22 protein-coding genes and 1 pseudogene are annotated in these 25144 nt (G+C 41.6%); 16 read left to right on the top strand and 7 right to left on the bottom strand.

The annotated features are described in order from the left end of the window. The first annotated feature begins 18 nt into the window (after positions 1-18). Both trpB and trpA read left to right on the top strand, forming a co-directional pair. Entirely contained in the window at positions 19-1230 is a 1212-nt protein-coding gene (trpB, locus tag HYG89_RS09690) for a tryptophan synthase subunit beta (protein ID WP_178867274.1), read from the top strand. Continuing rightward, the gene (gene trpA / locus HYG89_RS09685) at positions 1227-2015 is read left to right on the top strand and encodes a tryptophan synthase subunit alpha (protein WP_178867272.1); all 789 of its coding nucleotides are present in this window, start codon (positions 1227-1229) and stop codon (positions 2013-2015) included. The genes trpB and trpA overlap by 4 nt, the downstream gene beginning before the upstream one ends. Positions 2016-2139: 124 nt before the next feature. Here the strand turns inward: trpA and ribA are convergent, their stop codons facing one another. After that, positions 2140-2742 (bottom strand): GTP cyclohydrolase II, encoded by a 603-nt coding sequence (ribA, locus tag HYG89_RS09680; protein WP_004976959.1) that lies wholly within the window; start codon positions 2740-2742, stop codon positions 2140-2142. A 311-nt stretch (positions 2743-3053) separates the two neighbouring features. Here ribA and HYG89_RS16060 point away from each other — a divergent pair. From HYG89_RS16060 to HYG89_RS09655, 6 genes and pseudogenes are all read left to right on the top strand, one after another. Further along, positions 3054-3149 (top strand): annotated as a pseudogene (locus HYG89_RS16060) (short-chain dehydrogenase); the annotation flags it as partial. A 129-nt stretch (positions 3150-3278) separates the two neighbouring features. Further along, positions 3279-4187 (top strand): cation diffusion facilitator family transporter, encoded by a 909-nt coding sequence (locus HYG89_RS09675; RefSeq protein ID WP_178867269.1) that lies wholly within the window; start codon positions 3279-3281, stop codon positions 4185-4187. 64 nt (positions 4188-4251) lie between these two features. After that, positions 4252-4671: a cation efflux protein, CzcI-like gene (locus HYG89_RS09670; protein ID WP_178867267.1), complete on the top strand. Its 420-nt coding sequence runs from the start codon at positions 4252-4254 to the stop codon at positions 4669-4671. A gap of 47 nt (positions 4672-4718) precedes the next feature. Next, positions 4719-6041: a TolC family protein gene (locus HYG89_RS09665; protein WP_178867265.1), complete on the top strand. Its 1323-nt coding sequence runs from the start codon at positions 4719-4721 to the stop codon at positions 6039-6041. 1 nt (position 6042) lies between these two features. Continuing rightward, a complete protein-coding gene (locus tag HYG89_RS09660) occupies positions 6043-7278 on the top strand; it encodes an efflux RND transporter periplasmic adaptor subunit (RefSeq protein ID WP_178867263.1) in 1236 nt (411 codons plus the stop codon). Further along, positions 7268-10414, top strand: coding sequence for an efflux RND transporter permease subunit (locus tag HYG89_RS09655; RefSeq protein ID WP_178867261.1), 3147 nt, complete (start codon positions 7268-7270; stop codon positions 10412-10414). The genes HYG89_RS09660 and HYG89_RS09655 overlap by 11 nt, the downstream gene beginning before the upstream one ends. A gap of 62 nt (positions 10415-10476) precedes the next feature. Here the strand turns inward: HYG89_RS09655 and betA are convergent, their stop codons facing one another. From betA to betI, 3 genes are all read right to left on the bottom strand, one after another. Next, the gene (gene betA, locus HYG89_RS09650) at positions 10477-12144 is read right to left on the bottom strand and encodes a choline dehydrogenase (RefSeq protein ID WP_096901207.1); all 1668 of its coding nucleotides are present in this window, start codon (positions 12142-12144) and stop codon (positions 10477-10479) included. A 107-nt stretch (positions 12145-12251) separates the two neighbouring features. Beyond that, positions 12252-13724 (bottom strand): betaine-aldehyde dehydrogenase, encoded by a 1473-nt coding sequence (gene betB, locus HYG89_RS09645; protein ID WP_096901206.1) that lies wholly within the window; start codon positions 13722-13724, stop codon positions 12252-12254. Continuing rightward, on the bottom strand, positions 13717-14343 hold the full coding sequence (gene betI, locus HYG89_RS09640) for a transcriptional regulator BetI (RefSeq protein ID WP_178867259.1): 627 nt from the start codon (positions 14341-14343) through the stop codon (positions 13717-13719). Before betI ends, betB begins: the two co-directional genes overlap by 8 nt. 554 nt (positions 14344-14897) lie before the next feature. On the opposite strand from betI, the gene HYG89_RS09635 reads away from it, so the two are divergent. Then, positions 14898-16958 (top strand): choline transporter, encoded by a 2061-nt coding sequence (locus HYG89_RS09635; protein WP_178867257.1) that lies wholly within the window; start codon positions 14898-14900, stop codon positions 16956-16958. 12 nt (positions 16959-16970) lie between these two features. Next, positions 16971-17585: a MarC family protein gene (locus tag HYG89_RS09630; protein ID WP_178867255.1), complete on the top strand. Its 615-nt coding sequence runs from the start codon at positions 16971-16973 to the stop codon at positions 17583-17585. Between the two features lie 150 nt (positions 17586-17735). Here the strand turns inward: HYG89_RS09630 and HYG89_RS09625 are convergent, their stop codons facing one another. Both HYG89_RS09625 and tehB read right to left on the bottom strand, forming a co-directional pair. Beyond that, the gene (locus HYG89_RS09625; RefSeq protein ID WP_004976922.1) at positions 17736-18167 is read right to left on the bottom strand and encodes a PPC domain-containing protein; all 432 of its coding nucleotides are present in this window, start codon (positions 18165-18167) and stop codon (positions 17736-17738) included. 135 nt (positions 18168-18302) lie between these two features. Further along, entirely contained in the window at positions 18303-19169 is an 867-nt protein-coding gene (gene tehB / locus HYG89_RS09620) for an SAM-dependent methyltransferase TehB (RefSeq protein ID WP_178867300.1), read from the bottom strand. Between the two features lie 279 nt (positions 19170-19448). Here tehB and HYG89_RS09615 point away from each other — a divergent pair, with 279 nt between their 5' ends. The 6 genes from HYG89_RS09615 to HYG89_RS09590 all read left to right on the top strand — a co-directional run bounded on the left by HYG89_RS09615 (position 19449) and on the right by HYG89_RS09590 (position 23865). Beyond that, positions 19449-20075, top strand: coding sequence for a 2'-5' RNA ligase family protein (locus HYG89_RS09615; RefSeq protein WP_096901204.1), 627 nt, complete (start codon positions 19449-19451; stop codon positions 20073-20075). Continuing rightward, entirely contained in the window at positions 20072-20593 is a 522-nt protein-coding gene (gene cobU / locus HYG89_RS09610) for a bifunctional adenosylcobinamide kinase/adenosylcobinamide-phosphate guanylyltransferase (RefSeq protein ID WP_096901203.1), read from the top strand. Before HYG89_RS09615 ends, cobU begins: the two co-directional genes overlap by 4 nt. Beyond that, positions 20590-21648: a nicotinate-nucleotide--dimethylbenzimidazole phosphoribosyltransferase gene (gene cobT / locus HYG89_RS09605; protein WP_154320822.1), complete on the top strand. Its 1059-nt coding sequence runs from the start codon at positions 20590-20592 to the stop codon at positions 21646-21648. The genes cobU and cobT overlap by 4 nt, the downstream gene beginning before the upstream one ends. Continuing rightward, positions 21645-22250, top strand: coding sequence for a histidine phosphatase family protein (locus HYG89_RS09600; RefSeq protein ID WP_131261637.1), 606 nt, complete (start codon positions 21645-21647; stop codon positions 22248-22250). Before cobT ends, HYG89_RS09600 begins: the two co-directional genes overlap by 4 nt. After that, the gene (locus HYG89_RS09595) at positions 22247-22990 is read left to right on the top strand and encodes an adenosylcobinamide-GDP ribazoletransferase (RefSeq protein ID WP_004976907.1); all 744 of its coding nucleotides are present in this window, start codon (positions 22247-22249) and stop codon (positions 22988-22990) included. Before HYG89_RS09600 ends, HYG89_RS09595 begins: the two co-directional genes overlap by 4 nt. 665 nt (positions 22991-23655) lie before the next feature. Then, positions 23656-23865 (top strand): hypothetical protein, encoded by a 210-nt coding sequence (locus HYG89_RS09590; protein ID WP_004976903.1) that lies wholly within the window; start codon positions 23656-23658, stop codon positions 23863-23865. Between the two features lie 85 nt (positions 23866-23950). Here the strand turns inward: HYG89_RS09590 and bioB are convergent, their stop codons facing one another. Next, positions 23951-24943: a biotin synthase BioB gene (bioB, locus tag HYG89_RS09585; protein WP_104851863.1), complete on the bottom strand. Its 993-nt coding sequence runs from the start codon at positions 24941-24943 to the stop codon at positions 23951-23953. Positions 24944-25144: the final 201 nt, after the last annotated feature.

Below are 25144 nucleotides of genomic sequence, written 5' to 3'. Positions count from 1 at the left end.
TAGTAAAAGAGATATGAGATGACAACTCCTTATACAGGTAATGGTCCTGATGACTTGGGATTTTTTGGTAAATTTGGCGGATGTTACATGCCAGAAAGCTTAATGCCTGCACTTCAAGAATTAGAGCAAGCCTTTAATACTGTTCGTCACAAACCTGAATTTTGGGCTGAATATCAGCAGATTTTAACGGACTTTGTTGGTCGTCCGAGTCCTCTTTTTTATGCAAAAAAACTAACAGCTTATGCAGGCGGCGCTCGAATCTATCTCAAGCGGGAAGATTTGAACCATACGGGTGCGCATAAGATCAATAATTGTGTAGGGCAAATCTTATTAGCCAAATTTATGGGGAAAACCAGAATCATTGCAGAAACGGGTGCTGGACAACATGGTGTTGCAACAGCAACGGTTTGCGCGCTGTTTAAGATGAAATGTACCATTTTTATGGGAGAAACAGATATTCAGCGCCAACAAATGAATGTTGAACGTATAAAATTACTCGGTGCTGAAGTCAGAAGTGTTCAAAAAGGGCGTGGGACTTTAAAAGATGCGATGAACGAAGCATTACGTGACTGGATTCGTAATGTGGATACCACCTATTACCTATTGGGTACGGGTGCAGGCCCTCATCCATATCCCACCATGGTGAGAGAATTTCAGAAAACTATTGGTTTAGAAGCCAAAAATCAAATACTCCTGAAAGAAAATAAACTGCCTGATGCTCTAGTTGCTTGCGTTGGTGGGGGATCAAATGCACTAGGGTTGATGCATCCTTTTCTAAAAGACCTAAATGTCAAAATGTTTTGCGTTGAGGCAGGTGGAAAAGGAATAAATAGCGATGAACATGCCGCCTCTATTTGCAAAGGTCAGGTCGGTGTGCTGCATGGCAATTTAACTTATTTATTACAAGATTCAGATGGGCAGATTTTAGAGGGGCACTCTATATCAGCTGGCTTAGATTATCCTGGTGTTGGTCCTGAGCATGGTCTTCTGTTTGAAACAGGACGTGTGATATATACGGCGATCACCGATCAAGAAGCGGTAAATGCATTTCAGCTTTTAAGTCAACAGGAGGGTATTATTCCTGCTCTTGAGAGTTCTCATGCGATTGCATATGCGATTCAACTTGCTCAAGAAATGCAGCCAGAACAGATCGTTATTGTCAATTTAAGTGGCAGAGGAGACAAAGACTTAAACACGGTCAAAAAATATCTTGCAGGAGCTACAGCATGAACCGTCTAGATCAAAAATTAGAGCAATTGAAACTGGAAAATCGAAGCGGTCTGGTCTGTTATTTTACTGCTGGAGATCCTAATTTTACAGAAAGTTGTCGTCTGTTAAGCCAATTGGGTCAAGCAGGGGCTGACATTATTGAAGTTGGTATTCCATTTTCTGATCCAGTGGCTGATGGAGAGATCATTCAGGCAGCGCATCTTCGGGCTTTAGGTGCAGGTCAAACGGTAAAACAGACCATTGAATTGGTAAAAGTAATCAGGCTGCATGATGACCAGACACCAATAGTTTTCATGACTTATTTAAATCCGATTATGCAATATGGTTTTGAGACACTTATCGCCGAAACAGAAAATCTTATAGATGGAATATTGATTTTAGATGCTCCATATGGATATCGAGAAAACTTTGAAGTGCAGTTAAATGAAAAAAATATGCATTTAATTGCAATGACCGCGCCGACGACCCCAGTTGAAAGGTTAGAGCAAATTTCAGCGCGCGCGACAGGGTTTTTATATCATGTTGCAGAAAATGGATTAACAGGAGGAGACTTCAATCTATCTAATCTTGAGAAAAAGATGACTGAAATTAAGCCGATTTTTAATATTCCTGTTGCAATTGGTTTTGGGATCAAAAATGAAAGCCATGTTAAAGCACTAGCCAATAAAGTAAATCTTATTATCATTGGCTCAGCGCTTGTCGATACTTTTTTTAATAAGGGAATGAATGCGACTTTAGAAAAAGTGACGGTTTTTGCACAGATACTGAGACAAAATAAAGAATAGTCAGGCACCTTTCATAAATCTTCTTTAAAAGCATAATTGAATATAAAACAATATTTTATCTTCGCCTTCTCCCGAAAGGGAGATGGAACTTTATACGTGGGTTTTTTCTAAAAGTGATCGCTTTTTAAAAATCACTATTATCATATAGATGTGACATGCGTTTTTGCTTTGTTTCAAGATAAGCTTTGTTAAAGATATTTAAACCAACTTTTAAAGGAATACGTTCAACAACATTAATTCCTAAATCAGTTAAAGATTTAATTTTAAGGGGATTATTTGTAATGAGTTTTACATTCTTTATTTTTAAATAATCTAACATAATGGTACACATATCATATTTACGAGCATCTGCTGGTAAATTTAATAATAAATTGGCGTCAAGAGTATCATGTCCTTGGTCTTGAAGGGCGTAAGCTCGAATTTTATTGGTTAGTCCTATGCCGCGACCTTCTTGGCGCAAGTATAAGATCACACCTTGACCTGCATCATTAATCATTTTCATGGTTGAATGTAATTGGGGACCACAATCACATTTGAGTGATCCAAAAGCGTCACCTGTTAAGCACTCTGAATGAATTCTAACGAGTACAGGTTGATTAGAAATAGTACCCATGCCTTTAGCAAGAGCTATATGTTCTTCACCAGTACTTTGGTCTTGAAACGCTATAATTTCAAAATCACCAAATGCAGTCGGTAGTTTTGATTTTGAAACAAACTCTATAGCCATTGAAGAATACACCTATATAAATTTATATTTGGTACAATTTACTTAATCTAACTTGAAAGCATTGGCTAATTTTTTTCAGTCAAAAATTTCAGCATTTTACTTCCAAGTAAAGAGTATGTATTTAATAGTGAATTTTTTGTGAAATATTAAGTTGACAAAATAACTAACCAAGCTAAAAAAAATTTTTAGTTAGCTGAGGCTTTGTTGCTTAAATATGTAAATATCTGATTTAAATAAATTTAATTTTGGATAAAAAATAATCAAAACTTTTAAAATCATATGGTTATGAAAACTTTGCGCAACAAAGCCGAACAGATGCCAAAATAATTGATCTGGTACAGCGTATTACACCAACATGTTATACGCAGGCGATGAACTTTTTAACAGGTAAAAAACGCCGCAAATAAAGACGTATTCACATGAAAGATGATTTTATCATTTTAACCGAGTATGCTGAATCGAGTAATTTTTAAATTAAAAAAGCTTCGATTTCAATGCTGAAGCATTCCGTTAAATAAAATGATAAGGAGCCCTACATGAGTGGTTCTCATAACCATGATCACAGTCATGTTGAAGTGACTGCAAAAAATGCCAAGAAATTAACCATTGCACTTGCCCTGACGTTTACCTTTTTAATTGTGGAAGTGGTTGCAGGATTTATCACACAAAGTTTGGCCTTACTGTCCGATGCAGCGCATATGTTTACCGATGCCGCTGCTTTAGCCATTGCTTTAGCAGCCATCAAAATTGGGCAAAAGCCTGCCGATGATAAACGTACTTTTGGCTATCAGCGGTTTGAAATCTTGGGAGCTTTGTTTAATGCCATGATGTTGTTTGTGGTGGCGATTTACATTTTATATGAAGCCTATCAGCGTTTTAGTCAACCACCTGAAATTCAAAGCTTGGGTATGCTGATTGTTGCGGCTTTGGGTTTAATCATCAATCTGATTTCAATGAAAATTTTGGTGTCGAGCAGCCAAGACAGCTTAAATGTGAAAGGGGCTTATCTTGAGGTGCTCAGTGATGCATTAGGTTCTGTGGGTGTGATCATTGGCGCACTGGTGATTTATTTCACAGGTTGGATGTGGGTAGATACCGTTATTGCTGTGTTGATTGGCTTTTGGGTCTTACCTCGAACTTGGGTGCTACTGAAACAAAGTATCAATATTTTGCTCGAAGGTGTGCCAAGTGAAATTGATATTGAATCTTTACGTAATGACTTGCTGGCTTTAGAGGGTGTACAAGGCATTCATCAGCTTAAAGTTTGGGCTATTACTTCTAAAAATGTGCATTTAACCGCGCATTTGATTGCACCAGATGTAGATCAAAGAGCTTTATACCACCAAGCTGTAGAGTTATTGGGGCACGAGCATGGGATTACGCAAGTGACTTTACAGATTGAAGAAGATGAATGCCATCCACACCAACACGAACATAGTCTTTAAAAAGACTTGACCTTAGACTTAGTCTAGGCTTTACAATAGCGTCACTTTATTTCAGTACGACATTATGCGTTCTACCACGTGGACTAGCGTCTTAGTTGCTTTATTCATGTTCCAAAGTCTATGGAACGTGGCGGCAGCTTTTTGCGTCCATGAAGAACAAAAAGCTCAAGTCGTGACTCAACAAAGTTTTCATTTTGGCCACCATCAAACTACCTTGTGTGTGTCTGATGATAAGGCACACCAACAAATCAGTGTTAATGACCATACTCAAACGGCAAATGATCAGTTTCAATTGGGTGAAGACCATCAAGATCATTTACCCACAATGGCACATTTGATTATTCCGAAAGAAAAAAACTATCAACTGCCACTCGCTTTTGAACTTCGTGAGTGTCCGCAGTTTTTTTGGCACAATGCCTATCAAGCCCCTGATTTATTGGGGCAACATCCTCCTCCTGAACTTTCCCCGCTAATGGTGGGGTAGCCTAAAACATTTCCCACCACTTCTTCTAAAAATTAGTGGGAAAAAGCATGTCGAATCAATTTAAGGCGTTTATACGCCAAGCTCTTGCTGTGGGCATAACAACAGCCGCGATGCAATGGAGTTTTGCCGAACCGATCAAGACTTTGGATGAAGCTTTAGCAAAAGTAGAGCGCTATCAAAACCAAAGTGAAATTGGGCAACAGCGTCAAAGCATTTCAGAGCTGAACATCAAAAACAGCGGCCTATGGCAAAATCCTAGCTTAAATATCAATCAAGATGGTTTTGGTTCAAATACCGATCAAGAGCTCAGTATTGCCATCAGTCAGCCCTTAGATGTGTTTGGACAGCGTAAGCTCAATCAAAAACTCGCAGAAACAGCGCACCAACAAGTGCAGTTACAGCAACAACTGTGGACAGCACAAAGCCAATTGGTGGTGAAATTTGCATGGTCTCAATTGGCTTTGGCACAAGTTGAAAAATCGCTGTACGCAGCACAACTCAAAGTGAGTCAAAACAATTTAGACAGTGCCAAAAAACGTTATCAGGCGGGCAGTATTTCTTTGGTTGACTATGAACGTGCGCAAATCGAAAGTTTGGATATGCAGCGCTTATACCAACAAGCGGTATTGGCAGAACAAGTAGCACAGCGTCAACTCTCAAACCTATGGGGCGAAACCAAAGCCGATATTCAACTCAATGCGACCACCATGCCATGGCCAGATCAAAGTGATGCCACAGTACAGCGCTATATTGCTGAAGGTTGGTTGGAAAAGCTGTATGCACTGAACATTCAACAATCCAATTTAAATATTGAAAGTTTAAAAGTGCAGGCGCGTCCTAATCCGACCTTAAATGTCGGCATGAAACGAAGCCAAGCACCGAATGAAAGTAGCGATACCACATTAGGTGTCGGTGTGGATATTCCGCTGAATATTTTTAACCGTCAGCAATACAGCATTCCGATGGCCCAGCGCCAGCAAAGCTTGTTAAATCAGCAGCAACAGCGCGAGTTAAAACAGCAGATTTTAGATATCGCCAATGCCGTGCATGAGCTTAAAGGACTAAAACTGCAGTTCAGTGCGATCAGTCAACAAACCACTTTGGCAGAACAAGTGCAAGTCCGCACACTGCAAGGTTTTAAAGCGGGAAAGTTGTCCATTACCGACATTCAACAAGCCAACTCACAACTGCAAAGCATACGCCTTGGGCAGTTGCAGTTATTACGTCAAGCTTGGCAGACCGCATTGAGCGCAGAAGCACTCAGCCTCGGTACCAGCTATGAACAGATCAGTAGTTCAGATGCTTTTAGCCAAATCAGTAAAAATTCGATCGCACAAATACAAGACCTCATCCTTGGCGGAGCACAATAATATGCAACTAAAAAACCAATTTGGAAAAATATCACAGCCATTGATGATTGGGCTTTTGCTCCTTATTACATTCCTCATCGCTGTTGGGATCTGGTTTAGCTCCAAAGATAAAACCACCGATGAACATGCGCATGCCGAACATGAAGAATCTGAACATACGGATAAGCCCGAGGCAGAAAAAGGACATGCCGAGGAAGGTGAAATTCAACTGACAGCGCAGCAACTGACAGAGCAAGGCATTCAAATCGCTTCAGCTCAACAAGGTGTGGTGTCTCAAGTCACCGTTCTACCCGGAAAGCTTGTGGTGAATACCGATCAGCAAGCTCATATTTCGCCAAACTTTGGTGGGCATGTGGAACAGGTGAATGTTGAACTTGGTCAAAACATACAAAAAGGACAAACCTTAGCTGTACTGTCTGTACCCGAGCTGATCGATCAACAAGCCAATTTGCGGATGGCCCAAGCTAGCTTGGATTTAGCGCGTCAAGATTATCAACGTGAACAGCAGTTATGGTCACAGGGCATTTCTGCCAAGCAAGATTATCAACGGGCAGAAAATGCTTACCGACAAGCGCAGATTACTGTGCAATCGGTGCAAAGCCGCTTAAACGCCCTAGGTGCAACAGGTGGGGTAAATGGTCGTTTTGCCATTAAAGCACCCATTTCAGGTGTGATTAGCCAAAAAGATATCGTAGTGGGTGAAAACGTACAATTGGCCGATCAGCTTTTTGTGATTGAACAATTTAAAGAGTTATGGCTTGAGTTTAATCTGCCTGCTCAGTACTCAGGTCAGTTACAAGCCAATCAGAGTCTGACATTTAAGCCGAATGCTTCTGATCAAAAATATGAAGCCGTCATCCAAAGCTTAAATTCTCAAGCCGATGCACAAACAGGACGTTTGGTGGTACGTGCTAAATTAAAAAGCCAAGCTGCTGAACTACGTCCAAATGTTTTAGTGAATATCTTTTTAGACAATACCAGTTCCAAAACAGTACTTCGCGTCCATAAAAGTGCTATTCAAAACATTGAAGGTCAGACTTCGGTATTTGTGGTCGACGCTGAACAAAAAGGACAAGTGCATTTGAAAGCGCAGCCCGTTCAACTTGGACAAGCTTCAAACGACGCTCAATGGGTGGAAGTAATTTCAGGCCTAACAGCAGGACAACGCTATGTCAGTCAAGGCAGCTTTGTGCTTAAGTCTGAACTAGAAAAAGGCGAGGCTGATCATGCACACTAATCATGATTTACCCAAGCCTGAGGGTTTGTTTGAACGAATTATTCAGTTCTCTATTCAAAATGCAATTTGGGTCATGCTCTTTGTCTGTACATGGATTGCGGTCGGAGTTTATAGCTATCAAAAACTGCCGATCGATGCAGTGCCTGATATTACCAATACGCAAGTACAAATTAATACCCAAGCCAATGGTTTTACCGCACTAGAGGTTGAGCAGCGGATTACCTATCCAATTGAAACTGCAATGGCGGGTATTCCAGATTTACAGTTGACTCGCTCGATTTCACGTTATGGTTTGTCCCAAGTCACTATTGTATTTGAGGATGGCACAGACATCTATTGGGCACGTCAGCAGATTAATCAGCGGGTGCAAGAGGTCAAAGCGGACTTACCTAGCGATGTTTCCCCAACCATGTCACCAGTTTCAACGGGTTTGGGTGAAATTTATCAGTGGGTGATTAAAGCCGAACCGAATGCTAAAAAAGCGGATGGTATAGCTTATAGCGCGATGGACTTGCGGGAGATCCAAGATTGGATTGTTCGCCCACAACTGCAACGTGTTGCGGGAATTGCAGAGGTCAACAGTATTGGCGGGTTTAACAAAACCTATGTGGTTGCTCCCGACTTTAACCGTATGCAGCAGTTGAATATTTCCTTGAGCCAACTGCAAACCGCTTTACAGGAAAATAATGAAAACCGTGGGGCAGGTTTTATTGAGGAAAATGGTCAGCAACTCACAGTGCGTGTTCCAGGGACACTCAACAGTCTTGCAGACATTGAAAATACAGCGGTTGCCAGCCCAAAAGGGAACCCTATTCGTGTCGCAGATATTGCGCAGGTTTCAATTGATCATGACCTCAGAACAGGAGGCGCAACCTATAACGGCGAAGAAACTGTACTCGGCATCGCTATGATGATGATGGGAGAAAATAGTCGAACGGTGTCTAAAGCTGTAGATGCCAAAATTCAGGAGGTGCAAAGTAGTTTACCGCAAGGCGTTAGAATCGAAACAGTTTATGACCGCACCACGTTGGTAGAAAAAGCCATTAAAACAGTGCAAAAGAACTTGGTTGAAGGCGCAATCTTGGTGATTGTGATCCTCTTTTTATTCTTAGGTAATATTCGTGCGGCGTTAATTACAGCCTGTGTGATTCCACTGTCTATGCTGTTTACTTTAAAGGGTATGGCACAGCAGAACATCAGTGCCAACCTAATGAGTTTGGGTGCATTGGATTTCGGTATTATTGTCGATGGCGCAGTGGTAATTGTTGAAAACTGTATTCGCCGTTTAGCCCATGCGCAGCAGTTACTCAAACGACCGTTGACTCAGTCGGAACGTTTTAAAGAAGTGTTTTTGGCAGCGCGCCAAGCCCGTCGCCCGCTCATTTTTGGTCAACTGATTATTTTAGTGGTGTACTTCCCAATTTTTGCACTGACTGGTGTAGAAGCAAAAATGTTCCACCCAATGGCTTTGACGGTTGTACTTGCACTTGTTGCAGCCATTATTTTGTCGATCAGCTTTGTACCTGCGGCTGTCGCACTTTTTGTTAAAGGTGACATCAAAGAAACTGAAAGCCGTTGGATGCTGTGGCTAAAAAATCGTTATCAGCAGGTATTGGACTATGCCTATCAGTATAAAGCAGTGGTTTTAACCTTTGCACTGTGCTTGTTGATGTTGACAGGATTACTTGCAACACGTATCGGCAGTGAGTTTGCACCGCAACTGAGTGAAGGTGACTTTGCTGTACAGCAACTGCGCTCTCCAAGCACAGGCTTAGAAGAATCACTTCGTATTCAGGAAAATACGGAAAAGCTACTTCTGAAAAAATTCCCTGAAATACACGCTATTTTTGCGCGAACAGGCACGGCTGAAGTGGCGACCGATGTAATGCCTCCAAATATTTCAGATGGTTATATCATGTTAAAACCCCGTGATGCATGGCCAAACCCGAAAGAAACATTGGATGAACTGCGTAGCCGTATGCAGGCGTATTTAGCGACATTGCCCGGTAACAACAGTGAGTTTTCTCAGCCAATTGAACTGCGTTTCAATGAGTTAATATCGGGTGTACGTAGTGATGTCGGTGTCAAAATCTTTGGCGATGACATGCAAGTATTAAATGCGGAAGCTGAAAAAATCAGTAAATTGATTCAACAGGTTTCAGGCAGTACCGCCGTTAAAGTTGAACAAACGTCGGGTTTACCTTTGCTCAATGTGGAAATTGATAAAAGTTTAGCAGCTCAATATGGCTTAAGTGTCAAAACTATACAAGACTATGTGTCAGCAAGCATTGGCGGACAAAATGTCGGTGAAATTTTACAGGGTGACCGCCGTTTTGACTTTGTGATTCGGCTCAGTGAGCAAGATCGTAGTCTCAGTGGGATTGCGCAACTGCCAATACAGCTTCCAAATGGTGGCAGTATTTTACTTACCGATATTGCCACTGTAAAAATGATGGATGGCATCAACCAAGTCAGCCGTGAAAACGGCAAACGGCGTGTGATTGTCACGGCGAATGTGGAAGGGCGTGATTTGGGCTCTTTTGTCACAGAAGTACAAAGTCAGCTTAAGCAGTATCCTCTACCAAGTGGTTACTGGATTGAATATGGTGGTCAGTTTGAAAATCTGGCCTCGGCGCAGGCTCGAATGCAGATTGTGATTCCACTGGCGTTACTGACAATCTTTATTTTGCTGATGGCCGTTTTCCATAACATCAAAGAAAGCTTGTTGGTGTTCACGGGTGTTCCATTTGCTCTAACTGGCGGAGTGCTTTTCTTGTGGTTAAGAGACATTCCCTTGTCAATGTCGGCGGGTATTGGTTTCATTGCCTTGTCTGGCGTTGCCGTCTTAAATGGTTTGGTCATGCTGACCTTTATTAAAGAGCTAAGAGGGCAATATCGCCTGCATGAAGCCGTTTGGCAGGGAGCGATTTTGCGATTAAGGCCTGTTTTAATGACCGCTTGTGTGGCGTCCTTAGGTTTTGTTCCCATGGCGCTTGCCACAGGCACAGGGGCAGAGGTTCAACGTCCACTGGCGACCGTGGTGATTGGTGGAATTATTTCTTCGACGTTATTGACCTTGGTGCTATTACCAGTGTTGTATCGTTGGATGAATGCAAAAAAAGAAACGGAAGTTTAATTCCTTAATCAGATGAAGTATGAGGAGGTAAAATACTCTCCTCATGCTTGAGTGTGAGAAAATTATGCAGATGAACGGGCTTGATAAAAACCTGCATCAGAACGAGCTAATGCTGGTAGTCCACGAATTTGATCGGCAATTTTCTCAGCCATCATAATGGTCGTAGCATTCAAATTCCCTGTGATAATTAACGGCATAATTGAGGCATCAACCACACGTAAATTGTGCAGACCATGTACACGCCCTTGACCATCGACCACGGCCATTTCATCTTCGCCCATTTTGCAACTACAAGAAGGGTGGTAGGCCGTTTCAGCATGATTGCGTACGAAGTCATCCAATTCTGCATCACTGCTTAAATGTTTACCCGGACTAATTTCTTCACCGCGATAAGGATCTAATGCGGGTTGTTGCATGATTTCACGTGTAATCCGAATAGCATCGCGGAATTCGCGCCAATCTTGCTCTGTAGACATATAGTTAAACAGAATGCTTGGATGTTCAAATGGATCTTTAGATTTTAATTTGATGCGTCCACGCGAGGGTGAACGCATAGAACCGACGTGGGCTTGAAAGCCATGTTCTTTGACTGCGTTGCTACCATTGTAGTTAATCGCAACAGGCAGGAAATGAAACTGAATATTGGGCCAAGAAAATTCATCGGAAGAGCGAATAAACCCCCCTGCTTCAAATTGGTTGCTGGCGCCAATCCCAGTTCCATTGAATAACCATTCGGCACCAATGGCAGGCTGGTTATACCATTTCAAGGCGGGGTAGAGCGAAACAGGTTTTATGCATTTATATTGCAGATACATTTCCAGATGGTCTTGTAAATTTTCTCCGACACCAGGTAAATCATGGACAAGTTCAATATCTAGATCACGCAGTAACTCGCTAGAGCCTACACCTGAACGTTGTAAAATTTGCGGAGATGCAATTGCGCCTGCACAGAGCAAAACTTCTTTATTCGCATAGACCTGATGTAACTGTTGCCGATTTGCACCTTGCAGGTATTCCACCCCAATTGCTTGTTTGCCACTAAACAGAATTTTATGGGTGGTGGCATGCGTCATGATGGTCAAGTTGGGGCGCTGCTTTGCCATATCCAGATATCCGCGGGCTGTACTGGCGCGTCGACCATTGGGCGTGACGGTTCGATCCATAGGGCCAAAACCTTCTTGTTGATAGCCATTTAAATCATCTGTACGTGGATAACCTGCTTGTACGCCAGCTTCTACCATGGCATGAAACAGCTCATTATTATTGGCTTTCGGTGTCGCAACACTTACAGGTCCATCATCACCATGATAGTCGTTGGCGCCAATATCACGACTTTCTGCTTTGCGGTAGTACGGCAAACAATCGGCATAGCTCCAGTTTTCCAAACCTTTTAAAGTTGACCACTGTTCTAAGTCCATCGCATTGCCACGGATATAGCACATGCCATTAATCAGTGAAGATCCACCCAAACCTTTGCCGCGTCCACATTCCATGCGGCGGTTATTCATATGCGGTTCGGGGTCAGTTAAATAAGCCCAGTTATAACGTCGCCCTTGCAGTGGATAAGCCAGTGCAGCAGGCATTTGGGTACGAAAATCGAGTCGGTAGTCAGGTCCGCCTGCTTCTAGTAATAAAACAGAGACATCGGCATCTTCGGTTAAACGAGCGGCAAGAACATTACCCGCAGAGCCTGCACCAATAATAATATAATCGTAGTGTGTAGAATGCATAATGATCCTTTTTCTATGGCAGTACCACGCCCGATTAGAGCGTGGCAACATGTTGAGTTGAGGATGTAAAAACAGAAAAATAAAGAATAAAGGTCTGTATTTAGCGTTTAGAAAATACTGTGATAATCGCCCAATTCGACTTGAATGGATTTAATGCGGGTATAATGTTGCAAAGTAGATAAACCATTTTCACGTCCCACACCCGATTGCTTATAGCCCCCGACAGGCATTTCTGCAGGGGATTCGCCCCAAGTGTTAACCCAGCAAATGCCCGCTTCAAGTTGGTGAATAATGCGATGTGCCTGCGAGATATCTTGTGTTACAACCCCCGCTGCTAGACCATAAGGGGTCTGGTTAGCACGTTGAATGACTTCTTCGATGCTGTCATAAGTCAAAATACTCATCACAGGTCCAAATATTTCATCTTGTACAATTCGCATGTCGTCATGACAGTCTGAAAAAACAGTTGGCATGACATAAGCGCCCTGAGCCAGTTCCGCAGAGGTCGCTCGTTCACCCCCAATTAAAAGTGTCGCACCTTGCTGTTTGCCCAATTCAATATAAGACAAGACTTTTTCCATATGCGGGAAACTGGTGAGCGGACCAAAATTGGTTTCTGCCAACATTGGGTCACCTACACGAATACGTTTAACACGTTCGAGTACAGCCTGTTCAAACTCGACTTTTAGGTGGCGCGGAATAAAGACACGCGTACCGTTGGTGCACACCTGACCCGAACTAAAGAAATTTGCCATCACTGCAATGTCCGCAGCGCGGTCAAGAGGGGCATCAGAGCAAATGATCAACGGAGACTTGCCGCCGAGTTCCATGGTAATTTCTTTTAAACTGGATGCAGCTGCACTGGACATGACTTTTTTGCCTGTTTCCACGCCACCTGTAAAGGAAATTTTGGCAATTTCTGGATGTTCAGTCAGCCATTGACCGACTTCTTGTCCAAGCCCTTGAACCACGTTAAAGACCCCAGCAGGCAAACCCGCTTCGGTATAAATTTCAGCCAACTTAAAGGCCGTCAGTGGCGTAATTTCACTGGGTTTGAAAATCATGGCATTCCCCGCAGCTAAGGCAGGTGCAGATTTCCACAGCGCAATTTGAATAGGGTAGTTCCATGCGCCTATACCCGCGACAACGCCTAAGGGTTCGCGACGGGTATAGAAAAAACTACTTTCACGCAGGGGTACTTGTTCGCCCTGAATCGCAGTTGCAAGACCTGCATAATATTCGAGAACATCCGCGCCAGTTACAATATCGACACTAGAGGTTTCGCTGTATGCTTTACCCGTATCGAGCGTTTCTAGACGGGCAAGCTCATCATTACGTTTACGTAAAATATCCACGGCACGCAGTAGAATACGTGCCCGTTCAACAGCCGTCATGGCGGCCCAAACTTGTTGCCCTTGTTGGGCACTTTTAACCGCCGCATCTACATCGGCTTGACTTGCTTGCTGCACGCTCGCAAGGATTTGACCTGTAGCAGGGTTAATCGTATCGAAGGTTTTACCACTAGTGGCATTGACATACTGTCCATGGATATACAATTGATGTAATTGTGCATCATTCATTTTGCTGTTCCTGCCGTATCTGTTGTATTAAGCGAAGTTGCATATCGACATAGTCGTATGCAATAGAACGTGCCAAGTCACGATCAAATGCTTGATGACCACTTAAACTGCCGCGTAACCAAAGACCATCAATCAAAGCAGCAAGCCCTTTGGCGATATGGCTGGCTTTGTCTTTAGGCATCATCTGCAGTAAATGAAATTTTAAATTTGAATAAAGACGTTGGTCATTTATTCGCTGCAAGCGACCTAAATCGGGCATGTGCATGCTGGCGGACCAAAAATCTAACCAGACACGCATCGCTGTTTGATTCACCTGACTGATGTCAAAGTTGGCATCAATAATTGCCTTAAGTAAATTTTCTGGTGTGGGCTGACTAACTTTGGCTTTATAGGTTGCCGCAGTTTCACGTAAGACAAAGAGCATTTGTCGCATACAGCTTTCAATCAAACCCTGCTTATCACCAAAATAATGACTCACAATGCCTGTAGAAAGTTGGGCTTTTTTTGCAATCTGAGCAATAGTGGTATTGGATAAACCCACCTCGTAAATGACCTCATAGGCTGCGAGAATGATTTCTTCACGACGTTCATGCTCAGGTTTAACTCTACGTTTATTCATGATAATCCAGAAAATTTACCTTAGATTTAAAGGTGTTAGATTCAATTATTGACATGGAAAACATCATAGCATTTTTTTATGATACTTTTAATTGATTGAACGTTCAATCAATTAAAAGTATCATGTTGTTTAAATTGAATGCAGCTTTGCAAAGTTTGTTCTCAATTTTTTAAGTATTAATGCTTATTTATCATATGGATAGATTTGTAGTTGGTTTTGGTGAACCTGTGGCAGAGTACGCGCATTTTTTTATGTTCTTGCTTGAAACATCGGATACAACACCTAAAAGCTTCTACAAAAATTGAGTTTAAGGAGAAGAACAGTTTATTTATGTCGTTCTCATGTTGGAATTGGTTGTGTAAGCAGGGCAAATTTAGGGAATTTGTTACACTGCCACATATCTTTATATTCTGGCTAAACATTCGGTTACACGAAGATAGCATTTTTGTCGGAGACAAAAGTACTGTCGTATAGCACTTATCGATTTTTAAGCTCTCGACAGCGAGAAGTTTAAAAATTGATTTTCAACTTATATTTACTTCCTTGAGGATTGTATGGCAACAGATAATCCAAGAGCAGTTGATGATCAAACATTAGCACCAAAAGACCGTTTAAATGGTGTGGTCTTTTATATTTCAGCTCTCATTATTTTAATTTTTTCAATTACCACCATTTTGTTCAATGACTTCGCCAATCAAACGCTGAATGCAGTTTTGGCATGGGTCAGTTCCACCTTCAGTTGGTACTATTTACTGGCTGCCACACTGTATATGGTGTTTGTGATTTTTATTGCCTGTTCACGCTATGGTGATATTAAGCTTGGCCCCAAACATTCTAAACCCGAATTTAGTTTACTCAGTTGGTCTGCCATGCTGTTTTCAGCAGGGATTGGTATCGATTTGATGTTCTTCTCGGTCGCTGAACCTTTATCCCATTATATGCATCCACCAGTAGGTGAAGGACAGACCTTTGAAGCTGCACGCCAGAGTATGGTCTGGACTTTATTCCATTATGGCCTGACAGGATGGTGCATGTACGCCTTGATAGGCATGGCATTGGGATATTTCAGCTATCGCTACAATTTGCCACTCACCATCCGTTCCGCGCTTTATCCGATTTTTGGTCAAAAAATTCATGGTCCGATTGGACATAGTGTGGATACTGCCGCGGTGATCGGGACGATTTTCGGTATTGCGACCACCTGCGGTATTGGTGTCGTGCAACTGAATTACGGTTTACATGTACTGTTCGATTTACCTGAAAATCTGTGGATGCAGGCATCCCTAATTGGTGTTGCTGTAGTGATGACCATTATTTCGGTGACTTCAGGTGTAAATAAAGGTCTGCGCATACTCTCGGAAGTGAATATTTATGTATCCGTGGGTTTGATGCTGTTTATTTTATTCCTCGGCAATACAGAATTTTTACTCAATACTTTTGTGCAAAATATTGGCGATTACATTAGCCGTTTCCCAAGTATGACCTTGGAAAGTTTTGCCTTTCAGCAACCCAAAGAATGGATGAACAGTTGGACGCTATTCTTCTGGGCTTGGTGGGTGGCTTGGTCACCTTTTGTGGGACTCTTTCTTGCACGTATTTCTCGTGGGCGTACCATTCGTGAGTTTGTCAGTGGTACCTTAATCATTCCGTTAATTTTTACCCTAACGTGGCTGTCAATTTTCGGAAATAGTGCATTATACAATGTGATTTTTGATGGAAATCTGGCATTGGCTCAAACCGTCATTGCCAATCCAGCACACGGTTTCTACGACTTGTTGGCTCAATATCCGTTTTTTCCTTTTATTGCAGGCATCGCAACCATTACAGGGTTGTTATTTTATGTGACTTCAGCCGACTCAGGTGCATTGGTCTTAGGGAATTTCACCACACAATTTACCAATGTCGACCATGATGCACCACGCTGGCTCAGTGTATTTTGGGCTATTGCCATTGGCTTGCTGACCTTGGCCATGTTGATGACCAATGGGATTACTGCTTTGCAAAATGCAACTATTATCATGGGGTTGCCTTTTAGTTTTGTTATGTTCTTGGTGATGGCAGGTTTATATAAATCTTTAAGACTTGAAGATTATCGACAAGCCAGTAGCAGTTTGAATGCAGCACCTGTGGTGGGTAATGTAGATATTCTGAACTGGAAAAAACGCTTGTCACGGGTTATGCATCATCCTGGAACCAGCGATACCAAACGCATGCTGGATGAAATATGCCGCCCCGCCGTTCTGGCCGTAGCAGAAGAAATGCAAAAAAGAGGCGTGAATATTGACGTGCAGGAAAGTGCATTAGAGCAAGATCCAACTTTGTATCATTTAGATTTGATTATTCATCTGGAAGAAGAACAGAACTTTGTTTATCAAATCTGGCCAGTACGTTATATCGCACCCACATTTAGTGAACGTGGAAAGTTAGGTAAACGGTTTTATTTCCGTTTGGAAACCTATCTTTATGAAGGCTCACAAGGTAATGATTTGGTTGGTTACACCAAAGAGCAAGTTATTAATGACATTCTAGACAGATACGAACGACATATGACCTTCTTACATATAAACCGAATCAGTCCTGGAAATCGTCCGTTATTTCCAGATCCACAAAGTTAATCAGGGGACACCATGTATATCTCATATTTACATGCTTTTGCGTTGTTCTTTTCATTGCTTAATCCATTTCTGATGAGCATTTACATGATTGGCATGATTCGTAATTCAGAAGCTAGAGTGTTTAATAAAGCCCTGATTCAAGGCTGTTTAATTGCTTATGCGGTATTTATGCTATTTGCATGGGGTGGTGAAGCTATTTTCAGCAAATATTTGAATGTGCGCTTTGAGGCATTTCAAATCTTTGGTGGGCTCATTTTCTTGGTGATTGGTTATCGCTATGTGTTTCAAGGTGCAGACACCATTGGTGAGATGCGGGGAGCACCTGAACATTTGGCAGGTACCATTGCTATGCCCTTCATGATTGGACCGGGGACGATTAGTGCCGCCGTGGTAACAGGCATGACTTTGCCCATTAGTGGGGCTGCGCTGGTAATTTTCCTCACCTTGGCGCTAACTTGTAGTTTAATGATTTTGATGAAGTTTGCGCATGATCATCTCAGGTATAAGCATGCCAAATATATAGACCGTTATGTGGATATTGTAGGTCGATTATCTGCGTTACTGATTGGTACTATTGCGATTGAAATGATTATTACGGGGATTTTAGGTGTGATTGCAGAGATGTAAGTTCATCACAGAAAAAAACCGAATGCAATTCATACAGTTTTATTTACAGTCTCCATACACGTAAAAATCACGCCCCAGTTTAACTGGCAATAGTTTTGAACCCTTAGTTTTGAACCCTTGTATTAAAAATTAAACGAATCTAGCAATTCTTTATTTGATGTTAATACTCATCCAGTATTGAGGTTTTTTATCTTTTCTTGCTTGTGATCTAGGTTGAAATACTCTAATTTCATACTCACCTGACGCAGGTAAAATATAAATACCATTATCATCAAGCTCTGGAGAATATTCTCCAAGACTGATGGAGTCTTTTAATTGATTACCCCATAAGTAAGTTTCAACATTTCCTCCAGTCAACTTCACTTTTAACTTTTGCCCTTTTTTAGCATAAAATTTGTAGGAATCATACTTGTATCCATCTATCCTTCCGTAATAATTTGCAGAGTAAGCTTTTTTTGCAAAGTTAACTACTACAATCTTTCGTATATCATTGTTATCATTTGCAAGTACGGCAGGGCTAAGCATAGTTAAAGTTAGGGCCATACAAGCACCAGCTAGTAATTTCGTATTCGCTATTTTCATAAGTTACCTTAATAATTGTATACCTCACTACAGAATAACATATGAACCCTTGATCCTAGGCAGTATCTAGGACAAACAACTCCTCGTTTGCGAGCAGCTAAAAAAGATCATCTGTTTCAAATTTCTTTTGTGATTCTACTTTTTCCTCGCCAACAATGTCGCAAAACGCTGTTTAATTCGATTACCATCTGCATCTTTACGGTGCAATTCACCGACATTTTCATTGTATTTCACAATATCCCAATCAGCATAATAAGCACTTAACTCACCCGCTTTAAAACTAAAAGGGAAGTCCTGTTGCACAGGGTAATCTTCAGTATTCATCGCGCAAACAATTAAGTTAAAGCCTTGAGGTTTGGTCGCTTGCTGCATATGCTGAATAAGAGGAGGGATAGTTTCAGGCGCCAAAAACATCATTACTACGATACAGTTGATGAAGTCATATTCACCAGTAATAGTGGCATCCTGATTGAAATCCCGAACAGCAGTTTGAATAGATGAAATCTGTTCTGCAGCAATAATTTCATTTAATTTTTGGATACTACTCGGATTCACATCCCAAGCATCCACCTGAAAACCGTTTTGGCTCAAATACAGCGCATTTCGGCCTGTACCACAGCCAACATCCAAAGCTTTACCCACGGTTAACTGTGGAAGTGCCATTAAAATTTCAGAATGTGTTGGGCTTAATTTATATTTTTTAACAAAATAATCTTGAGGCAAACAATAAAAACTAAGCTGGCACTCAATATCATCACTGGCAGATACAATTTTATGCCACGCTTGCGGTTCAATAAATGGTGGTTGATTTTCCACGGAAAAAATATGGTCAGATTGTACTTCACCAGATTCATGCAGCATCGAAAAATGCAATTCGCCTTTTAAAATAGTCAACTTCGCCCATGTGCCGACTTGGGTATTGTGTTGTTTTTTAAACCCTTGTGGAATTGAGTCATGATTCCAAATAGGAAGTTGTTTATAACAGATCAATTCTTGTTGCATCATAAACTCCAGTTATACCGATTCTGATGGGGTAAAGCTTCACAGTAATGTAGTGTCTTGTGTAGATTAGAAAATATCATCTTCATTTCAGCATAACATTGCAGACCTGTTTCAGCCATCTTCTGAATTTTATCCATCTCATTAAAATCAAAATTATTTAAATGATGTAGATGGTTAAAATACCAAACTGAAAAATATTCACCTCAAATTGCATGATTTTCATGTCTATTCAGTTGTGAATGTTTTACCATAAGCTGTTTTAATTCATTGAATTATCCCGTGTTTATTCAAGCCAATCAGTACGTTATTCCAACACAGCAGCATGATTATCCTGAATGGCATCGTGGGCGTGAGCGTTATGTGCTTTGGTATTTAGCTGTTCAACATCCAGCTTTAGAATGTTATTTACAACAATTAAAACAGCAATTTTCAGATGTATTATTTCGCCCAAACACTCGCCAGTTTCATATCACCTTATATATTTGTGGGTTTTATGCAGCAAAAAAGCATTGGGAAGATGACTTTCTCGAGTCACAATTTCAACAACAAGTTCAAGCCTTACAGCAGTTGCAACTAGAGCCTTTTCAACTGAAAGTGGGCGGCATCAATAGTTTTGATAGTGCTTTATTTGTAGAAGTGCAAGATCAATCACAGCAACTGGCGCGTATACGTCAGGCACTTAGCGTAGGCGGGGCTGAAATCGCAGCTTTACAGTATCATCCACATATTACTTTGGGTTTATATCAAACAGCGTGTTCAACCAATTTGATTTTGCAGCGTATTCAAAATCTCCCCGTGCAATATTTCGATTTAGATATCCATCATTTAAATTTTGGTTATTATCAGGCACACACTTTACAAGGTCAGCTATTTAGCACGCATCAATTTCCTTTGGAGCACATGTGATTCAACTTATTTTGGGCGGTGCGCGTTCGGGTAAAAGCCGTATGGCTGAGCAAACCGCACAGCAACTTGGCAAATCCGTCATTTATGTAGCAACTGCACAAGCGGGCGATGCAGAAATGCAGGCGCGGATTCAGCATCATCAACAACAGCGTCCGCAGACTTGGCAATTGTGCGAAGAGCCTTTGTATTTGGCGGAGCAGTTAAAGATGCTGGATCATCCGAATGCTGTGATTTTAGTAGATTGTCTGACCTTGTGGATGAGTAATTTGTTGATGCAATCTGCAGAAAGCTTTGCCGAACAACAAATTTCAGCATTGCTCGAAGTTTTACCTCAGTTGCAAGCCGATATTATTTTAGTGAGCAATGAAACAGGTTTGGGCGTTGTACCGATGGGCGAAATAACCCGAAAATTTGTCGATGAAACAGGGCGATTACATCAGCAATTGGGACAAATTGCAGACAAAGTGCAGTTCTGTGTCGCAGGTTTTCCAATGCTTTTAAAAGGAGAGAAGAAATGACTTGGTGGTTTGCAGCGTGTCAAAAGCCAAATGAACAGATGAAACAACAGGCAATTGCACGACAACTTCAATTGACCAAACCAACAGGTTCATTGGCAGCATTGGAAAATATTGCGATTCAACTGGCGGCTTTGCAAGGAACAACGCAGCCGAATATTGAACGTCCGTGGATATGTATTTTCGCAGGCGATCATGGCGTGATGGAAGAAAATATTTCCGCCTATCCCCAAGCCGTGACTCGGCAAATGCTACAAAATTTTGCCACAGGTGGGGCATGTATCAGCGTCATCGCCCGACAATATCAGGCGCATTTACAAGTGGTGGATTGCGGCTCGGTCGGGGAAGCGTATGAATATGCAGGAGTAGAGCGGCATTGTATTCGTGCAGGCACAGCGAATTTTGCTAAAACCCGCGCCATGACTGAACAAGCGTGTGCAGATGCGATGGCACTTGGACGTCAAAGTGTGGAAGATGCCATCGCACAGCAGGCCTCGATTTATGTCGCAGGTGAAATGGGTATTGGAAATACCTGTTCGGCATCAGCCTTGTCTTGCTTTTTATTACAAGAACCTGCTGAAGCCTTGACTGGCATAGGCACAGGAATTGACACTGCACAATTGCAACATAAAAAACAGGTGATTGATGCTGCTTTAGCTCTACATCAGAACTATGTGCAAGATGATGCTTTTAAAGCCTTATGTGCAGTTGGTGGATTGGAGGTCGCCGCAATGGTGGGTGCGTATATTCGCTGTGCGCAGTTGGGCTTGCCGATGGTGGTGGATGGTTTTATCAGTAGTGCTGCCGCATTGGTTGCAGTGTGTTTAAATCCTCAAGTCCGTGAATGGATGTTGTTTGGGCATCAATCGGCTGAATATGGACATCGTCGCTTATTAGAAGCATTAGATGCACAAGCCTTGCTGCATCTAAGTTTACGTTTGGGTGAGGGCAGTGGTGCGGGCGCTGCATTGGGCATTATCCAACTGGCTTGCGCTTTGCATAATCAAATGGCGACTTTTGCTGAAGCTGCAGTTATTGGTGAGAAAGTATCTTCATGATCATGCTAGACCTATTAAGACATGGCGAAACAGAATTGGGTCATACTTTGCGTGGCTCAACCGATGATGCTTTGACTTTAAAAGGTTGGCAAGACATGCAGCAGACTTTAAACACGGCAATAGCTACAGGACAGCGATGGGATGTTGTGGCAAGTTCACCTTTACAGCGTTGTCTGCAGGTTGCTCAGACCTTTGCGCAAGCACAGCAATTGCCACTGTATATTGATGCACAATTTCAGGAAATGCATTTTGGTGCATGGGAAGCTATTTCCACTCAAACCTTATATGAACAATACCCTGAAGATTTAGCTAAATTTTGGATGACACCGACCCAATTTAGTCCGCCACAAGCAGAATCTTTGCTAAATTTTCAGCAGCGCGTTTTGCAAGGTCTGTCCGATCTCAACCAATATTTACAACAACTCGAGCAACAACCTAAACGTGTGTTATTGGTCACGCATGGCGGGGTAATTAAATTGCTCAAAGTATTGGCGCAGAAAAAATCTTTAGACGATATTTTAAAAATGTCTGCAGCGTTGGGGCAATTGAGTTCATTCCAGTTACATCCCAATGGCAACATTTGCATGCAGGGGCAAACATGACACCTTTTTGGATTGCCTTGCAATTCCTGAGCACTTTTCCTGTTTCTTTAAAACAGATGCCAACTGCAGCGCAAAATGCACAATCACTGCTGTTTTATCCGCTCGTTGGCTTACTAATTGGAGCTGCGCTGTGGGGGATGGCGCATTTATTGCAATTCTTGCCTTTGGTTCTGAGTAGCAGCTTAATTTTAGTGCTCTGGATTTGGCTGACAGGTGGTTTACATTTAGATGGACTGGCTGATACTGCCGATGCATGGGTCGGCGGTTTTGGTGATCCTGAACGTAGCTTAAACATCATGAAAGACCCAAGCAGCGGCCCGATTGGAGTATTGAGCTTACTGATCTGCTGTTTATTAAAATGGTCTGCGTTGTATGTATTGCTCGAACAACAGTATTTGGCATTTTTGCTGTTTGTACCCGTATTGGGACGATTAAGCGCTTTGGTTTTATTTTTAAGCACGCCTTATTTACGTGCCAATGGTTTAGGCACTGCTATTCAGGCACATTTGCCTAAAACAGGCACAAAAATTGTGATCGCATTGACCTTGCTTGCAGGAGTGCTTTGGGGATGGGTGGGTTTGGTGACCGTTCTGACTTTTATCCTTAGCACCTTGTATTTGCGATATAAATTTATGCAGCGTTTAGGTGGAATTACGGGCGATACCGTTGGTGCGAGTATTGAAATAACAGAAAGCATGATGTTATTGGCTATTGCGATTCTTTGGTTTTTAATAAATTAGCTTTTGAGCAGTTTTTCTTGTTTCAAGTGCGCTGAAAATTGAAATAATATAAGCGAATGAATTTACAGCTATTTATGCACTCAATTTCAGCAAGTATGCAGATGAATTTGTCATTTGTCGGAAAGTTCCTAAATTAGATTTGCTATTTTTTTTAAATATGATAATAGTAGTTTATGTCAATCAGCCTTGATGGCATTTGTATCTCAGGATGAGATCACAAACGTGATGTATAAAAATCAAAAGGAATGTCATTTATGATCAAACTGTTAAAGCAAATTTTCTGTATCCATATTTATGAATATGACGCAATGGAAGAAATCGGGGCGCATTTAGAGTGTCGTAAGTGTGGGGATTCTAAGACACAATAATGTTAAGTATTGAATCTGTATTAAAACCAAGTGAGTCTTTATGACTCACTTTTTTATTTTAGGCTAATAGCCTGAATATTTTGCTTAGTCTTGCCTGCATGTATAGATTAGACTGCACTTATCCATCTTCAAAACTACATATATCATTCCTACCTCTTTTGGTGGGGAGACTTCTCATGCTGTACGAAGTTTGATTTATACAAGTGCACAATTAAATTTTCTATCCTCCGCACACTTTATCCCACAAGGTATTCCGCTTAAAATCCAGTACCTAGAAATATTGAACTGACCGTATTTATGGCTAAAAACTTTCAAGAAAAAACGTATATTGTAGATGACAATCTAGCAGATACTTTGACGTGGTTGCTGCATCATCAGGACTGTTATGATCGGTTTTATTATGATGCGATTCAGCAACAACTGACGGTAGAACATGCCAACGGGGTAGATATTATTAAAACAGGGCAGTATTTAAATGCCAGTTACGGAATTTTAATCACCTCTTAAAAGCATTGCCGCATAAACTTATTTTGCTGCATAAAAAACAAAGTCCCTTTGCGGGACTTTGTACATTTGGATGGATGCTAAAACTTTAAGCCATTGCCATCGCATCTACCGACAATTCAGAAACCGTTGGTTTAGCACGTTCAGGCACTAAGCCTAACTTTTGGAACAATTGTTTGTCTTTGCCTTCGCCTGCGTTTGGTGTAGTTAAAAGTTTTTCACCTGAGAATAACGAGTTCGCACCTGCCATAAATGCCAATGCCTGATCTGAATCAGACAACGATTCACGCCCTGCAGACAAACGAATATAGCTGTTTGGCATGATAATACGTGCAACTGCAATAGTACGAATCCATTCAATCACATCTAGCTTTTCGACTTCAGCCAGTGGTGTACCTTCAATCGGAACTAACATATTGATTGGCACAGATTCAGGGTGTAACGGTAAAGTCGCCAATTCATGTAACAAACCAATACGGTCTTGGGTATCTTCACCTAAACCGACAATACCGCCACTACACACTTTCATACCTGTTTGACGCACAATATCTAAAGTATTTAAGCGGTCATCAAAGCTGCGAGTACTAATCACATTGGGATAATACTCACGCGATGTGTCTAGGTTGTGGTTGTAATAATCCAAACCTGCATCTTTTAAGCGTTCTGCTTGAGATTGATTCAACATCCCTAAAGTCATGCAAGTTTCTAAGCCTAGAGCTTTGACTTCACGCACCATTTCTAAAACATACGGCATATCGCGTTCATGCGGATTACGCCAAGCAGCGCCCATACAAAAACGTGAAGAGCCTGAGGCTAATGCTTCTTTGGCTTCCTGAATGACTTTATCAACTGCAATACGTTTTTCAGCTTCAAGCTGTGAATCATAATGCGCAGATTGCGAGCAATATTTGCAGTCCTCAGGGCATTTGCCTGTTTTAATAGACAATAAGGTACTGACTTGTACGGTATTGGCAGCAAAATGTTGGCGATGCACACGTTGTGCTTCAAAGACTAAATCCAGAAAAGGCTGTTCATATAACTGCTGAATTTCTTCCCGAGTCCAATCATTGCGTACTGACATAAGTAAAAGTCCATCATCCCTATTATTCATAGTCTGTATCATACACAAATAGTTGGAATCAGAAAGGCATAATCTCCCAATTTCATGGCTAATATTCGACAGTATGGAAACAAAAATATGCAGTCGATTTGGTTGCAAACTTAAGCAATTTTAATACTATTTCGCTGCAAAATTTATTTTTAAGCATTTTTATTTTGCAAT

It is taken from the genome of Acinetobacter sp. SwsAc5, from assembly GCF_013391485.1.
In the GTDB taxonomy this organism is placed as follows: Bacteria; Pseudomonadota; Gammaproteobacteria; order Pseudomonadales; family Moraxellaceae; genus Acinetobacter; species Acinetobacter towneri.
This window is presented reverse-complemented; position numbering and strand designations above follow the sequence as displayed.